Raw genomic sequence first — 16202 nt, 5'->3', positions numbered from 1 at the left:
CGATATCCATTGCGTAATAATTAAGCGAAATGGGCGTTTTATTTTGTCCAGAAGACTTCAATCTACGGATGGATATTTGGAGAAGGCGTGGGCAGGGGCGTTTATCTCTCTCGCGAGCAATGTCTGAAGGTTCAGGCGTTATCGCATTTCAGGAAACGGTATGTTTCCGGTGTATTTTTGGCGTACATATGAGGGATACGTAATGTTTACTTTTAAAAAGTGCCTGATTGCACTTTCTATAAATTTGGCCGTTGTTTCATCAGGTTTTGCTTGTACGACCCTGCTGGTCGGCAACGAAGCATCAGCGGACGGCTCGATGCTGGTTGCCCGTAGCGCTGACAGCGATGCCCTGAAAGCGCAACATTTTGTCATTCACCCGGCAAAACAGAATCAGACCGGGGTATACAGCACCAAAGCACATAACGGTGCGAATGACTTTACCTGGCCGCTACCAAAAAACTCGCTGCGTTATACCACTGTTCCAAACTGGAAAACCCAACTGCACGGCGCGACCGGATTTAACGAGCTGGGCGTTGGCGTGAGCGGCACAGAATCTATTTTTGCCTCACCAAAAGCGCTGGCCGCCGACCCGTACGTTGAGGATAAAGGGATCACCGAAGACGATATTCCGGATATTCTGCTGTCGCAGAGTAAAACCGCGCGTGAAGCCGTGGCGCTACTGGGCCATATCGTTGAGACCGTCGGCGCAGGCGAAGGCTTTGGCGTTGCCGTCGTCGACGATAACGAGATCTGGTATCTGGAAACCGGCAGCGGCCATCAGTGGATGGCGCAGCGTCTGCCAAATAACCAGTATTTTGCCACCGGTAACCAGGGCCGCTTACAGGATTACGATCCGAAAAACCCGGACATGATGGCGTCAAAAAACCTGATTCAATTTGCGACCGAAAAGGGTCTGTACGAACCGGCAAAAGATGGCAAATTCAACTTCTCCAAAGCCTATACCCGTGATGATGAGCGTGACCGCACGTATAACGACCCTCGCGTTTGGACCATCCAGAAAGAGTTCAATCCTTCCGTAAACCAGGATATGGCCAAAGGGCGCGAATTCCCGGTCTTCATGACGCCAGAGAAGAAAATGACACTGGACGATGTGAAGGCCGTACTGCGTAACCATTATGAAGGCACCAGCCATGACCCCTACACCAACGGTCTGAACGGCAAAGAGCCATGGCGTCCGGTCAGCGTCTTCCGCACCTATGAAGCGCATGTTATGCAGGTCCGTCCGTGGTTGCCAAAAGAGATCGGTGAAACGACCTACATTGGTTTGGGCATGGCTGATCTCACCGCCTTTGTTCCGTACTACAGCGGCCTGAAAGCGTATCCGGCTAACTATACGATGGGTACCGATAAAGCGGACGATCAGTCTATCTACTGGAAATATCGTAAATTACAAACGCTGACGATGACCGATTATCCGAAGCTCGCGCCAATCGTCAAAAAAGCCTACAAAGCGTGGGAAGACAAAGTGGCCAAGGAGCAAAAAGAGGTTGAAGCAGAGTATCTGAAGATGGCGAAAACCGATAAACCAGCCGCCGATAAGATGCTGAATGACTTCAACCTGCGCATCATGGCCGACGCCGAGAAGCTGACGGAAGATCTGACTAATCAGCTATTTACCATCCGCACCAAAGACATTCAGTCTGATATCTTCTTTGCAAACGCTGCGAAAAAAGACTGAGTAACGACGCGATAGTATTCTGGCACAAAGTCAACGTTAGAACTTTGTGCCAGCAGTATGGCTTACATTTCTTGTCAGGGTAGTTGTTCTAGAACCGGGCTTCTAAGATGCGAGTTGGCCCAGCAGGCGGCCTGTGTTCGGTTATTCACAGAGATTTTTTTAAAAATATTATAAATATGCGTTCTCACTGTATTTTCACTGATAAAAAATGCGTTAGCAATTTCAACATTTGATGCCCCTTTCGACAATTCAGTCAGAACTTCATATTCTCTTTCGGTTAAAACTCCGTTGTCATTATAGGATGGCATGAGGTTTATATTTTTTTGCGGCGGTGATAGTGAGCGTGGTGGACGAGAAGTCTTACGCCCCTCTTTAAGAAGCGTTAATAAATGTTCAATAGAGCAATTATTTGGTACGATCGACTCAAAATTTGGCCATAGCATGTTCTCATATAGCGGGAGCGATCGCAGGCAATTAATAATATAAACACGCAAACCACATGCGCTTTCATTAAGTAGTTTTGACCAGATATTTTTTAATTTACGACTAGATGCCTGAATATCATAGAGGATGATACTTTCCTCAGCGATAAACGACATATCCGGTCTGCTAATGTTAACAAAATCAACCAGTATATTGCTTTGCTTATTGAGATAATCCAGCAACAGCTGCGTTTGTATTGATTGGTTACTAATCAGTATTATCTTACTATCCATGTTAAGCATATGTGGCCTTCATTCAAATGAGGATTGACAATATTCCCTATTGTTATTGCATGGAAAACCAATAACAAGTCATTACTTAAGATTAAAGATAATCTGATTGAATTACGGAAATTTAGCTAATTGTGCAATACGATCATTCGCTTTTTCCGAATGCAAAGTTCGATTTTTGTTTACAGTAATTTGAAAATTTTAAAATCAACAACTTAGCACATTGTATTTTATATGTTTTAACTTCACGCATTGAGTTAAGAAGTATCTTAGCTACAATCATCTTACTGATGATAACAATTCATTAAGACTCATATTTAACGATCATTGTTAATATCATAGGATTAGTGAAATACGTCCAATCTACGATGTACAACAATAATTTATCTAACATAATTGATAGCGGGCGACAGCCTTATAGGGTGCAAGACAAAATGTGCCCGAACAATGTTACTGATAATAGGGACGATTTATCTCTAAATGAGGAATGCATTATGAATAAATTATTAAGTGTGATGTTAATTACATATGCAGTATCAATTCCTTCAGCAATGGCAATAGGTTTGGGCAGTAATAACCATGATCCGCAAGGCAAAGTGAATTTCACAGGTCATGTTTATTCCAGTTCTTGCAAAATTACAAATGGCGATGATAATAAAAACGTTAGATTAAACCCGGTATTAAATAATAACGTTAAGCATATAATTTCAGTGCAGGAGCAGAATTTTACCATTAAGGTTAAAGATTGTTATACCCACGCAAAATTAATCCCTAAATTAGCATGGGTTAATAACATTAATTTGACGAGTGAAGGTTATCTAAAAAACACTGATACTGCTGGTGCAAAAAACGTTGCATTAGTGTTAATAGATAAAAATGGACGCAAGATTAACTTAAACGAAAAAGCTAATCGTTTTGAGCCAGATAATTATCAATCAATCGGTCATAATGATTCCCCACTAACATACACATTCAGTGTCGGCTATATCAAACCGCGTGATAGCAATTTGTGGGAACGTGTTACTACAGGGCCGGTCACTGCCCAAGCAAACTACAGCATTACCTATCTCTAACCACATAATGCCGTAGCACTTGTTGCTATGGCATTTTTTTTGCCAGAGGTCATATGAAAATAATCTTTTCTCTGCTTGCTCTTTTTTATATTTCTTTTGCACATGCAAATAACATCATCGTAAATGGTACCCGATTCATATACTCTGAAGAGACTACTGAAATTACGATACAAATGTCCAATTCAGGAGACTCACCTTCACTGGCTCAGGTATGGTTGGATAAAGGGGACGCTGGGAAATTACCCGAAGAAATTTCCACTCCATTTATTATCTCACCACCGATTGCTCGCATTGATGCAAATAATGGACAATCAATAAGAATCAAAAAAGCTATTGATAAACGCATTGCAGCTACCGATCGAGAATCATTATGGTGGTTAAATATTCTGGACATCCCCTCCATAGATAAAAACCACGCTACGGAAAATGCAGCCATTCTTAATTTGGCCATTCGTTCTCGATTTAAATTTTTTTGGCGCCCGATCGGTTTAGGAGATCGTCAAAATGCCGAAAGCAAGATGGAGTTTATAGCTACTTCTGACGGTATTACGTTGGTAAACCCGACGCCTTTTTTTATCACAGTTGTAGATATTGTTAGCACCTCAGGAAACGGGTTGTTGCAAGAAAGCATCATGGTTGCACCTAAAAGTAAAATTCAGGTCAATTCAAAACAAAAAATAAAACCTGGAGAACCTATTATTTTACAGGCGGTCAGCGATTACGGCAGCGTCGTGGAATTTAAAAAGGCCATCAATAAATAGAAGAAAAAGGAATGCAGAATGAGTTTACGTAAACGGAGCTTAGCATTACATGGCTGCGTAGTTTTATATGGCTCGTTATTTTCAGCCATGCTTCATGCAGACAGCACTAACCGTTATGAATTTGACAATGCTATTCTGATGGGAAATGCCACACTTAACGATTTACAATCATTCAATGCCGCAGGATTATTACCAGGAAAATATATCGTAGATATTTATATTAATGATAGCTGGCGAGGACGCCGTGAACTCTTATTCAAAAAAGATAATAACGGCGATTTGGTTAGTTGCTATCCAAAAGCATTTCTTAAAAGTGTGGGAATTAACCCTGAAAAAATGAGTCAAACGCTGACAACTCACCCTACACGCTGCGGCGCCATTGCGGATTGGGACACCAGCGGGAAAGCAACGGAGAGGCTCAATACCAGCCAACTTGAACTGCACATCACCGTCCCCCAAGCCTATCTCGACAGTATAGAAACTAATTATATCCAGCCTGAATTATGGCAACCGGGAGTTCCGGCGATTAATTTCGGCTACAACGCAGATTATTACAGTACTCAGCAACGCGGTAGCAATCGCTCAAGTACGGACAGCGCCTGGCTGGGAATGGATATCCGCAGCTCCGCTGGCGGGTGGCTAATTGAACATTTTGGTAGCCAAAATTGGGACAGCAAAATGGGCAGCCATTACACGAATAATCGTACAACGCTAAAGCGGCCAATCACTAGTTGGAAATCCATGTTCAGCGCTGGCAAGTTCTATACTGATAGCCAGATGTTCGACAGTATTGCTATTCTCGGGATGGGGTTGGCTTCTGAGGATTTAATGCGCCCGGACAGCACACTAAATTGGGCGCCAATCATTCGTGGCGTAGCAGAGACCAATGCCCGCATCACCGTTACCCAAGATGGCCAAACTATTCATCAGTCTTCGGTTCCAGCTGGGCCATTCTCGATTGAATCAGTGTTGCCCGCGAATACTGGCGGCGAATTGCTGGTCACGATTCAGGAATCAGACGGACGTATCCGCCGTTTTACCGTTCCATACTCTTCAGTACCACAACTACTAAAACCCGGCGTTTCGCGCTATGGCATCACCCTTGGGACCGTCAATGAAGATAATTATGATAAAGATCCGTTTGCCGCACAGGCCTACTGGCAGTATGGCCTGAACAACTATTTAACGTTGTATACGGGGGCATCCGGATTCGAGCGCTATCAGTCAGCCCTCATCGGTAGCGGCCTCAATTCCCAGCTTGGCGCATTCGCCCTTGATGTCACCCAATCTCGCCTGAATCTTGAGGACGATCGCCAACAAGGACAACAATATCGTCTGACATGGAATCGCACTCTCCCTTGGTCAGAAACCTCGTTTTGGCTGGAAGCTAAATACAGTTCACATCACTTTTACGGTCAACGCGATGCGCTGGATGCCCTGGATACACAAGCATCCGTCAACCAATACCTCTCATTACGCGAAAAGCAGTCGTTTAGCGCCAGTATTAATCAGCCGTTATCCGACACCTGGGGCTCATTCTATTTATCTGGCTCTCTTAAGAAGTTCTGGGATCAACAGGATAACTATCGCCAATATGCCATGGGTTACACCAATGCCAGGGGCAACCTGACCTGGAGCATATCCGCCCAGCGTTTATGGAATGAGGACCAACAGGGCTCCGTCACCAAAGACGACCAAATCATGCTCTCATTCAGCTATTTCCTGCCCCGGGATAACGCCGGTTTTACGCAAATCTCCTCTGATAGCTACAGCAATAACGGCAAAGCGAGCAATACACGCCTCGGCTTCACGACGTCGTCTGATGAAGAAAACAATATCGTTTGGGGCGTAAATACTGGCTATGCCCGTGGTGGTGATGTGGAATGGGGGACAAACGGCATGGTACGTACGCCTTATACCTCTCTGAGCGGAACGTGGAGCCAAAGCAACTCATGGCATCAGGTCAGCGGGGGAATGAGTGGAATGCTGGTTGGCCACGCGGGGGGAATAACGTTCTCTCCAGAGCGCTCAGATACCGTCGCATTAGTCCATGCGCCTGATGCGTATGGCGCGCATCTTGATGGCGTGCCTGGAACCCGCTTCGATAAAAATGGCTACGCTATTCTGCCCTGGCTTCGTCCATGGCGCGTAAACGACGTCACTATCGATCCAAAAGGTTCAACTGAAGGCCTAAATTTTACCAAAACCCAGGCCAAGATTGCGCCGTATGAAGGTAATGTCATTCCAGTCACTTTTGAAACGATACTAAGAAAACAGAATATTATTTATCCTCGTCTGCAGGGTCAGCAGAAAATGCCATTCGGCGCCATCATCCGCGACAAAGCTAATAATCATGTCGGCTACGTTGGGCAAGGTGGTGCGCTTTATATTGATGAAACTACCTCACCAGAAGTGTTCGTTTCACTGGAAACGGGGAAATGCACGATCGTGTTAAAAAATCAGGAGGCCACATGTCGATAATACGTATCGTTCTAATTCTGGGGTGTGTAATGGGCATTCATCAGACAGCTAGTGCTGCATGTACCCTGAACACACAAAAGATTATCTTGTCACCGGAAATCGTTAACGATAAACAGTCAATCCAGTCCGGAGGGGTTATTCAGACGCGCACACTTTCACTACAGAATATTCAGTCGTCAGGTTGTAATGACAGCCAGCCTTTTTCTGCCCAGATTATTGGGGATCTGTCCGCAATGAAACAGCCCGGTATTATACGTAGCAATGTGAGCGGTATTGGCATTAAAGTCACCCTGGAAACCTCAACCGGACGAAAGATCCAGTGGCCATCCGATTTCAAAGCAACGGCAGATGAGTTCAGAAACAGCAAAATTAATATTGAGCTAATCAAGCTGGATAATCAGCTTGCGGCCGGGCCTGCTGCGGGTGCGATCAACCTGCAAATCAGAAGTGCAACTCAATCGTTGCCCGTGGTGGATATTATTGTGCCGGCAAAATATATTACTATGCTCAACCGGTCATGCACGATCAAAGGTAACCGTACAATCAACGTAAAACTCCCCAGTGTAGCACTTGAGCAGTTTAGCGGCCCTGGCAGCACGGCAGGAAGAAAACCATTTACTATCGACCTTTTTTGTAAAAGTGATTTTACAACACCATCTCAGATTATTCTAAGCTGGAGCGGCATAGAGAATAATCACAGCAGTAATAGTGGTGTACTACAGAATATCCACCCCAAAGGCGCGGTTGGTATAGGTATTCAGGTTTTGGATCAACAACAAAGAGTTATCAACTTAAAAAATACCACGTATATCCATTTAGCGCATCAGAATAAAGGAAACCACTCTATCCCATTTTATGCACAATATTATCAAACAACTAACAAAGTTAGTCCTGGAATTGTGCGCTCAGTCTTGTATTTCAATGCTGAATACCAATAATCGTTCCTAATTTAGGCGTACTGCGTAGTCTTTGCTCCACGTAAGTGGAGCTTTTTTACATTACATATCAATGGGAATGTAATGTTCACAGGTAATTGTTTTATTGTTAATATCTTCTTGATTATATTTAAATATTTCAATATCATAACCTGTTTTTCTTTTTAATTTACTCTCTGGCAGCATTTTCAAATAAATATATCTTGAATAGAATGGATAGTCCTCTTTCTTAAACCTGAATGAAAAACAGGCATAAACCCCCGAAGGACAGTCATAACGATTATAGATATTTGGCGAATGATGAGTTTTATTGCCAATGATACTCTTTACTTTCAATCGCATCATTGAGTTTGGATTGGAAGAGAAATCGGTTAATGCCCACACATTTTGTTTTGAACTGGTAAGTTGCTCAAATATCAAATTTAATCGATGCAAATGCGAATCACTGGCGGGTGGGATTGGTGTATCATAGTTATACTGAAATCCGTGAACGATATCAGCAGGCAAGGTACGAAGTTGTAATTCGCTGACAACAACATCACAGCGCTGTACAAATGACAGTAATGGTGCGAGATCCCAACTGGAATTTTTCCGGTATTCTGTGGGAGTATAACCTGTTAGTTTTTTAAATTCACGACAGAAAGATTGCTGGGAATCGAATCCTACCCGCAATGAAATATCAATAATATCCATATAGGTAAGACGTAACAAGTTTGCCGCTTTGGTTACGCGTCGCTTACGAATATACAATCCAACGGGCATATTGATTCGCTGTTTTAAAACACTCTGAATATGCCTTCGACTATATCCAGAAAACCGTGAAATATCATCAATATCGATGCCCGAAACAAAATTATCTTCTATATAATACAACACATCATTTATAGTCTTTGTCTTCAATGGCCCCTCTCCTACCTAATAACCATAAAAAACGCAATAACAAAAAGCGTCAGTCCATTTAACAATTAGGTAAAGAAATAGTTATATAGCAGGGCGATTATTTCTTATATCGTAGCAACAGCATGTCGTCAAATATATTTTGATAAATATACAATTCATTTAACCAATGACCGGGAATTTATTAACCAGCATATTATAAATGCCTCATTAATTAAAAGAATAATATTTATCGAGGTTACTATAATCAAGAATAATTATCATAAACTGATCGGAGTTCCGATCAGTTTAATGCTAAAAATAGAGAGTAGCTATTATTTATGCGTATCGATAAAAAATAATACTCCTTCAGTTAGACACGCCCAGGGGAAATGCTCAGCATTTCACACCGCGCCTTCACTGCGTCGTGCAGCAGACGGACTGCTCTTGAAAGCTGCTTCCGATGGGGACAAATCATATTCAGCGGGACTTTCTCCCCCTGATAATCCGGCATCAGCAGTTGTAATCGACCGTCACGCACATCTTCGCTGACATCCAGCCACGACTTGTACGCCACACCTTCCCCGGCAATTGCCAGCCGTCGGATCACTTCCGCATCGTCGCTCATAATGGTGCCGTTAACCTGCACACTTCTGACCTCGCCGTTGCGCGTAAACGTCCAGCGATCGTGCAGACGGCCGCGTAAAACGAAGGTCATGGCGTTGAGCTGTGTTAAATCATCCGGGGTTTGCGGCGCGCCGTTTTGTGTAACCCATTCCGGTGATGCCACCAGCACACGTCGGTTACTCGGTGCAACGGGCAGCGCAATGTAAGACGCGTCTTCGGTATTGCCATAGCGAAACGCAACATCGACGGGGTCTTTAAAGACATCCGTCACCTGATCAGAGAAAAAAATCCGCAGGCGCAGCGCGGGATAGCGGCGTCGAAACGACTGAAAGACCGGCAGCAGCAGGTTACGGCCAAGATCGGAAGGCACGGCGATTTGCAGCGTGCCAGAAACTTCATCTTCTGGGGTCTGAATTTTTTGCAGCCCGGCATGCATCACGTCCAGCATCTGGCGGGCATAGGGTAGCCAGACCTCGCCCTCCGGCGTCAGGCGTAGGCTGCGCGTGGAGCGGGCGAACAAGCGGATAGCCAACGTAGACTCCAAGCGTTTGATAGCTGAACTGACCTGAGCAGGCTGAACGCCGACTTCGCGCGCAGCATCGCTAAAACTATTCAGCGCCGCGGCGCGGACAAACAACGTGAGATCTTCAAGCCGGAACATTTTCACTCCCCGAGTATAAGTCCTGTCGCCGTAGGGCTATTTTTCCCGTTCTGCTACCGGTTTACCATCGAATTATTCAACTGATTCCTGTGACCGGAGAGACCATGAAAGCCATCGCTATTACCCGCGCCGCGACCGACGGCAATAACATTGAATTTTTACAAGAGATTGACCTGCCCATGCCAGTCGCTACCGGGCACGATCTGCTGGTTGAAGTGAAAGCCATTTCCGTCAATCCCGTTGATACCAAGGTTCGCGAAGGTTTTAACGCCGATGTGCCGCGCGTTCTGGGCTGGGACGCCGTTGGCGTGGTGAAGTCCGTGGGTGAAGCCGTCACCCTGTTCACACCTGGCGATGAAGTCTGGTATGCCGGAGCGCTGGGCCGCGCTGGCAGTAACAGTGAATTTCAGCTGGTTGATGAACGTATTACCGCGCTGAAGCCAAAAACACTGGATAATGCTTCTGCTGCGGCGCTGCCGCTGACCGCCATCACCGCCTGGGAAATGCTGTTCGACCGTCTGGGCGTTGAGGAAAATAGCAATGAAGATGATGTGTTATTGATCGTTGGCGCGGCTGGCGGCGTCGGTTCTATTCTGACGCAACTGGCCAGTAAGCTGACCAAAATGACCGTCATCGGTACGGCATCACGTCCGCAGAGCCAGAAATGGGTTCGTGAAGCGGGCGCTCATCATGTGATTGACCACAGCAAGCCGTTGACGGAAGAGCTGGCACGGATAGGCATTAAAGAGGTGACGCACGTTGCCAGCCTGAACAATACCGAGCAGCACTATTCGCAAATTATTGCCGCCCTGGCACCGCAGGGCAAACTGGCGTTGATTGACGATCCGCACACTCTCGATGCGCGTCCGCTGAAGGCCAAAAGCATTTCGCTGCACTGGGAGTTTATGTTTACCCGTTCGATGTTTACCACCCACGACATCATTGCGCAGCATCAGTTACTGACCCGCGTGGCACAGCTGATCGACAGCAACACCCTCCGCACCACGCTGGGCGAACATTTTGGCGCGATCACCGCGGCAAATCTGCAAAAAGCCCACGCGCAAATTGAAACCGGTCGTTCGGTCGGCAAGATTGTGCTGGAGGGGTTTTAACATGTCAGATTCAGAAGTGATTTCAATTATTGCGGTACTGAAAGCCAAACCAGGGAAAATCGATGCACTGAAACAGGCACTGCAGGCTCTGTTACTGCCTACTCGCCGGGAGCCGGGCAATATTGAATATGCCCTGTTCCAGTTACGCGACACGCCGGATGTGTTTTACGTGCGCGAATCCTGGCACGGTCAGGCCGGTCTGGACGAGCATATCGCTCTGCCACATTTCCAGACGTTCATTCTACAAATGAACGATCTGCTAGCCGAACCGCTACGGCTGGATTATCTGACGCCGATTGCGCCATAAAATAACTGCCGAAGCCCCCTGCCGCGCGGGGGGCTACACCAGTCATGTCTCACTCGCTTCGCTATCTCTGCTATGATGCCTGCACACAAATAAAACAAAACAACATGCCGAGGGAAAGATGAGTTCCACCAGAAGAGGGATGATGAACGTCCTGATTGCCGCCGTATTGTGGGGAAGTTCAGGCGTTTGCGCGCAGTACATCATGGAGCAAAGTCAGATGTCGTCGCAGTTTCTGACCATGACACGTCTGATTTTCGCCGGGCTGATTCTGCTGATGCTCTCTTTCGTTCACGGCGACAAAGTGTTCTCCATTATCAAAAACCGCAAAGACGCCATCAGCCTGCTGATTTTTTCCGTAGTTGGAGCGCTCACCGTACAGCTCACCTTTCTGCTGACCATTGAAAAATCCAACGCAGCTACCGCGACGGTGCTGCAATTTTTGTCACCGACCATTATCGTGGCGTGGTTTTCCGTGGTGCGCAAAGCTCGACCGGGGATTTTAGTGCTGACCGCAATCTTCACCTCGCTTATCGGCACCTTCTTACTGGTCACCCACGGTAACCCAACGTCGCTGTCTATATCACCTGCCGCGCTGTTCTGGGGAATTGCCTCGGCGTTTGCCGCCGCGTTCTACACCACCTACCCCTCAACGCTTATCGCGCGCTACGGCACGCTGCCGGTTGTCGGCTGGAGTATGTTAATCGGCGGCATGATCCTGCTGCCGTTTTATGCCGGACAGGGCACTAATTTCGTGGTGAATGGCAGTTTGATTCTGGCATTTTTCTATCTGGTGGTCATCGGCACGTCGCTGACGTTTAGCCTGTACCTGAAAGGCGCGCAGATGATTGGCGGACCGAAAGCGAGCATTTTAAGCTGCGCAGAACCGTTGAGCAGCGCGTTGCTGTCACTACTGTTGTTAGGTATTACCTTTACCCTGCCAGACTGGCTGGGCACGCTTTTAATCCTCTCATCGGTAGTACTGATCTCAATGGACTCACGTCGCCGCGCCAGAGCGGTTTAACCCCAACCGGCGCGGCAACGGGTCATGATTACCAACCCGGAACCGCGCCGCCGTTAAAGATAGTTTCTGCCGCCTTTGCCACTTCCGGTGACTGATAAGATTGCAGGAATTCTTTCACATTCTCGGCATCTTTGTTGTCTTCTCGCGCCACCAGGATGTTCACGTACGGTGAGTTTTTGTCTTCGATAAATACGCTGTCATGTACCGGGGAAAGCCCGGTTTGCTGGATGTAGGTGGTACTGATAATCGCTACATCCACTTTCTGATCGTCCAATACGCGCGGCAACTGCGCGCCTTCCAGTTCCATAATTTTCAGATGCCGCGGATTATCAGTGATATCCAACGCTGTTGGCAGCAGGCCGGTATCCGCTTTCAGCGTAATTAACTTCTCTTTTTGCAGCAGCAACAGCGCCCGCCCGAGGTTGGTTGGATCGTTAGGTATCGCAATCGTTGCACCGTCTTTTAGTTCAGCGACGGTTTTGATTTTCTTCGAATACCCTGCCATCGGGAACACAAAGGTATTGCCCACCGCAACCAGCTTATAGTCGTGTGCTTTATTATCTTGTTCGAGGAACGGACGATGCTGGAAGACGTTGGCATCCAGCTCACCATGATTAGTGGCATCGTTGGGCAGCAGAGAACCGCTAAAACCCACCAGCTCCACCTCAAGGCCATATTTTTCTTTAGCGACTTTCTTCGCGACCTCCGCCACATCCTGCTCGGCACCGTTAATCACACCCACTTTGATATGCTTTGCATCACTGCTCTGTTGATCGCATCCTGCCAGCAATAACCCCGCCAGTAATACCGCCGCCCCGGCCCCAAAAAAAGGTATCTTCAGCTTCACGTTCTATCCTTTTGCAATAACCGCCTGATGAGTAATGAAATGACTATAGCGGCAAGGTCGCTGCGGTTTAAAAAACGAAAAAGCATCAGCAAGAAGAAAAAGGCATAACAGGGAAAGAGAAGGATTAGTCTGAATGTGCCGCCAGTTCGTCCAACGAAAGTCCGGTAATAATCAGCACCAGTTCACGATCAATACCCTTCTCCAGCATGGCATGGGCTATCCGCAACGCTTCGTCTTGTTTACCTTCGAGTTTACCCTCTAATAAACCCCTTCTTCGCCCCGACTCGCGTAAGCATTCTGCAATAGTCATTAATCTCTCCTTGTGTTGGGGAACGCGTAAAGCCACCTCGCGAATAAACGCCTCGAAACGCGGTGCGCTGCCAGACTGCATCAGATAATTAAATAGCGTTTCTACCTGGCTGTCATTAGCGTATCCCTTAACCAGCAGAGCAACCAGGTTATCCACCAGCACCATCAGGTCACGTTCACGTATATGCTTCTGGACAAGTTCAAGTAGCGCCATCCGCCGATGCTGCATAATCTCATCACCAGACACCACCGTGATGTCTACCAGCGGGAAGGCAGAACCATAAAGCTGCCGCGCAGTTTGTGGATCGTCAAATTCATCCAGCCAACACAGCGAGTATGGATACGGGCTGTCAACGCCATGATAAAAAAGTATCGGCACCACCAGCGGCAGCGTTTTGTGTCCTGCATCAAGATGCTTCTGCATCGTAGCAATGGCATAACGCATCATCCTGAATGCCATATGAGCATCTGGCGAGCTTTGGTGTTCAATCAACGCGTAGATATAGCCTTTACCGGTTCTAGTTTTTAGCGACCACAGAACATCGGAATAACTGGCACGCAGATCCTCCTCAATAAAACTCCCGGGTTCCAGTTTCAGTGTATCCAGATCGCAAAGCTCATGTAATGACGCAGGAAGATAGGTATCAAGAAAATCCCGCACCGTATCTGGATGGCCTAAGAATTTTTTAAACACCGCATCATGCGGTGTAGATGTTGTTGGTTTTTGCATGGCGGTCCGTCACCGGAAGAACAAGATGACGGGACATTACTCGCCAGTGGCACAGACGACATCAGGGAAATTATCTCTCTGCGAGGCGTTTTCGAGGATAAATAGATGCTGCTGCAATGCATTCATTTTCCATGAATGATGTTCGCAAAAATGCCCGGTAGGCGTGAGCACCTCCGGGCATTCTCTTTTCGCTCTCCAACGATGGCGGCATCACACCAGGGCTTTGGCTATCTCCATTAACCTGGCGACATCTTCAGGTCGGGTATTACCGGTCTGAGGGTCGATAATCGAGCTGTAAACATGCGGCATGACGCGCGGTACTCCTGCTTCCAGACAGGATTGCAGGATAATGCCGAAGTTATCGAGATCGATACCGCCGGTCGGCTCAATCAACGTCATGCCGTTGCGCGCCGCTGTCGTCGCCAGTGCGTACAACTCAGGCAGGGACTGCTCACCGCCCATTGGGAAGAACTTCGCCGCATGCGCGCCAGAGTCCAGCATCATACGTACCGCTGCATCACAGGAAACGCGGGCTGGCGTGCCCTGGCTGCTGCTGACGCCAGTGGAGATCAACACTTCCCCCGGCGTGCCCGTGGGACTGACTAACGCGTTGATATGGGTCTGTTCACCGCCTGTTGCCGCCAGCGCGCCTGCCGCAAAACCACAACCGGTAAAGGTCTGGTTGACGTGTGCCGGATGGACCTGTGAGGCAATCATCGCCGCTTTGTAATACTGCGCCGGGTCGCCCGCCCCCAGCCCCACGGAAATCGACGGCACGTCGACCATCCAGCGTTTCACTTCCTTAACCCCTTCCTCAACCGAGGAGAACTGCGCCGAAAGAATGCCGATCACCGCGTGACCTTCGGCAGCGTCATAGATTTCCCGGGCGTTGGCGATATCCTTCGCCAGCACGTTAATAGCCACTTTATTGCGATAAAAATTAATGTGCTGCATGGTCTGCAATCTCCTTTAGTCGGGCCACGATCAGTGCCATTTCCCCTTCTGCAACCGTACGCGGGTCAAGACTAAAGACGCCCTGATGAAGGTTGTAACGGCGAGCGTAAATCGCGATATCACCCTCTCGCAGCTGCGCTTCTACGGCGTAAGCATCCATCCCCAGCTCTTGTGCATTCACCCGAATACGAATCCGCCAGATGGCGCGCCCGGCTTCGTCCTGCTCAATATCCGCATCCAGTCCGCGAATCGCTGAAATCGCCTGCGCCACGGGGCGAAGCTCTTCGGCGGTGACCACGGTTTGCCCCTGATGATAGTTTTCCAGGGCATACACCAGCCCGACCATATTCTCTTTGCCGATCTTCATCGCCCGGGCAATTCCGTGGTGCTGCGCTTTACACGCGGCAATCCACTGTTTCTTCCCGGTGATAAACCCGGAGGTCGGCGCGTTAAAGGCTTTTGCCCCGCTGTAGACCACCATATCCGCCCCGCTCGCCACCCAGGCGTGTAAATCCTCCTCGGCGGCGGCATCGACAATCAGCGGCAGGTTATGAACCTGCGCAACCCGTACGAAGTCTGCAATGCTCAACATGCCTTTCTGCACGCAGTGGTGCGATTTCACGTACAGCAGCGCGGCGGTGTTATCGGTAATCGCGCTCTCCAGCTGCCAGCGGGCCGCCAGATTACTTGAGCCAACCTCCACCACCCGTCCGCCGCCTAAGCGGATCGCGCTGGTGATGGGCGCACCGTAGTCAACGTTATGCCCGCGCAGCATGACCACTTCATTGGCCATACCCGCGCTGTCCGGCATCAGCGTGACACTAGCCTGGTCACCGCGGGTAATGGCGGCGGCAACGGCAATCGCAATACCCGCCGAGGCGCACGAAGTAACATAGCTGTCCTCCGCGCCGGTGTAGCGGGAAACCAATTGACCGGTACGGTCCACCAGCCGGTCAATTTCAACAAAGGCCGAAGCTGCCCGCGCGGTGGCTTGCATCACTTCCGGCGCGACGCTGGAAACGCCCAGAATCGTCATCTTGCCACAGGCGTTAATCACCTGTTTTAGCCCCAATTGTTGATAGATATTCTGTGTCAT

The 16202-nt window shown here is 48.0% G+C and carries 15 protein-coding genes; 8 read left to right on the top strand and 7 right to left on the bottom strand.

Annotated elements, in window-relative coordinates:
• The first annotated feature begins 202 nt into the window (after nt 1–202).
• Entirely contained in the window at nt 203–1699 is a 1497-nt protein-coding gene (locus OGV98_RS23080) for a C69 family dipeptidase (RefSeq protein ID WP_005121531.1), read from the top strand.
• 74 nt (nt 1700–1773) lie between these two features.
• Here OGV98_RS23080 and OGV98_RS23075 read toward each other — a convergent pair whose 3' ends face one another.
• Nucleotides 1774–2424, bottom strand: coding sequence for a LuxR C-terminal-related transcriptional regulator (locus OGV98_RS23075; RefSeq protein ID WP_044714207.1), 651 nt, complete (start codon nt 2422–2424; stop codon nt 1774–1776).
• Nucleotides 2425–2906: 482 nt separating this feature from the next.
• Between OGV98_RS23075 and OGV98_RS23070 the strand changes: the two genes are divergently transcribed.
• Genes OGV98_RS23070 through OGV98_RS23055 form a run of 4 tightly spaced genes read left to right on the top strand, consistent with a single transcriptional unit; the run spans nt 2907 to nt 7665 of the window.
• Nucleotides 2907–3485, top strand: coding sequence for a fimbrial protein (locus OGV98_RS23070; protein ID WP_196615079.1), 579 nt, complete (start codon nt 2907–2909; stop codon nt 3483–3485).
• Between the two features lie 53 nt (nt 3486–3538).
• Nucleotides 3539–4246 carry a fimbrial biogenesis chaperone gene (locus OGV98_RS23065; protein ID WP_049000705.1) on the top strand — a complete coding sequence of 236 codons (708 nt, stop codon included), beginning with the start codon at nt 3539–3541 and terminating at the stop codon, nt 4244–4246.
• An 18-nt stretch (nt 4247–4264) separates the two neighbouring features.
• On the top strand, nt 4265–6727 hold the full coding sequence (locus OGV98_RS23060) for a fimbria/pilus outer membrane usher protein (RefSeq protein WP_049000704.1): 2463 nt from the start codon (nt 4265–4267) through the stop codon (nt 6725–6727).
• A complete protein-coding gene (locus tag OGV98_RS23055) occupies nt 6718–7665 on the top strand; it encodes a fimbrial protein (protein ID WP_049000702.1) in 948 nt (315 codons plus the stop codon). Before OGV98_RS23060 ends, OGV98_RS23055 begins: the two co-directional genes overlap by 10 nt.
• A gap of 60 nt (nt 7666–7725) precedes the next feature.
• Here the strand turns inward: OGV98_RS23055 and OGV98_RS23050 are convergent, their stop codons facing one another.
• Entirely contained in the window at nt 7726–8562 is an 837-nt protein-coding gene (locus tag OGV98_RS23050; protein WP_049000698.1) for a helix-turn-helix domain-containing protein, read from the bottom strand.
• Nucleotides 8563–8911: 349 nt separating this feature from the next.
• On the bottom strand, nt 8912–9826 hold the full coding sequence (locus OGV98_RS23045; RefSeq protein WP_061549938.1) for a LysR family transcriptional regulator: 915 nt from the start codon (nt 9824–9826) through the stop codon (nt 8912–8914).
• Between the two features lie 104 nt (nt 9827–9930).
• On the opposite strand from OGV98_RS23045, the gene OGV98_RS23040 reads away from it, so the two are divergent.
• From OGV98_RS23040 to OGV98_RS23030, 3 genes are all read left to right on the top strand, one after another.
• On the top strand, nt 9931–10938 hold the full coding sequence (locus OGV98_RS23040; RefSeq protein WP_032937145.1) for a zinc-binding alcohol dehydrogenase family protein: 1008 nt from the start codon (nt 9931–9933) through the stop codon (nt 10936–10938).
• Nucleotide 10939: 1 nt separating this feature from the next.
• Complete coding sequence (locus OGV98_RS23035) at nt 10940–11245, top strand: putative quinol monooxygenase (RefSeq protein WP_044714222.1); 306 nt, start codon at nt 10940–10942, stop codon at nt 11243–11245.
• A gap of 118 nt (nt 11246–11363) precedes the next feature.
• Complete coding sequence (locus OGV98_RS23030) at nt 11364–12266, top strand: carboxylate/amino acid/amine transporter (protein WP_003023973.1); 903 nt, start codon at nt 11364–11366, stop codon at nt 12264–12266.
• Nucleotides 12267–12294: 28 nt separating this feature from the next.
• Here the strand turns inward: OGV98_RS23030 and nlpA are convergent, their stop codons facing one another.
• The 4 genes from nlpA to dgaE all read right to left on the bottom strand — a co-directional run bounded on the left by nlpA (nt 12295) and on the right by dgaE (nt 16202).
• Nucleotides 12295–13113, bottom strand: a complete 819-nt coding sequence (gene nlpA, locus OGV98_RS23025; RefSeq protein ID WP_044714225.1) for a lipoprotein NlpA — start codon at nt 13111–13113, stop codon at nt 12295–12297.
• A 124-nt stretch (nt 13114–13237) separates the two neighbouring features.
• On the bottom strand, nt 13238–14152 hold the full coding sequence (locus tag OGV98_RS23020; RefSeq protein ID WP_196615083.1) for an Rpn family recombination-promoting nuclease/putative transposase: 915 nt from the start codon (nt 14150–14152) through the stop codon (nt 13238–13240).
• A 210-nt stretch (nt 14153–14362) separates the two neighbouring features.
• Nucleotides 14363–15106, bottom strand: coding sequence for a 2-dehydro-3-deoxy-phosphogluconate aldolase (gene dagF / locus OGV98_RS23015; RefSeq protein ID WP_103848862.1), 744 nt, complete (start codon nt 15104–15106; stop codon nt 14363–14365).
• Nucleotides 15093–16202 (bottom strand): D-glucosaminate-6-phosphate ammonia lyase, encoded by a 1110-nt coding sequence (gene dgaE / locus OGV98_RS23010; protein WP_202580909.1) that lies wholly within the window; start codon nt 16200–16202, stop codon nt 15093–15095. Before dgaE ends, dagF begins: the two co-directional genes overlap by 14 nt.

Origin of the sequence: Citrobacter sp. Cf136 (assembly GCF_030333815.1) — a bacterium.
In the GTDB taxonomy this organism is placed as follows: domain Bacteria; phylum Pseudomonadota; class Gammaproteobacteria; order Enterobacterales; family Enterobacteriaceae; genus Citrobacter; species Citrobacter freundii.
Note: the sequence above shows the minus strand (reverse complement) of the source record. Positions and strands in the feature narration are given on the sequence as shown.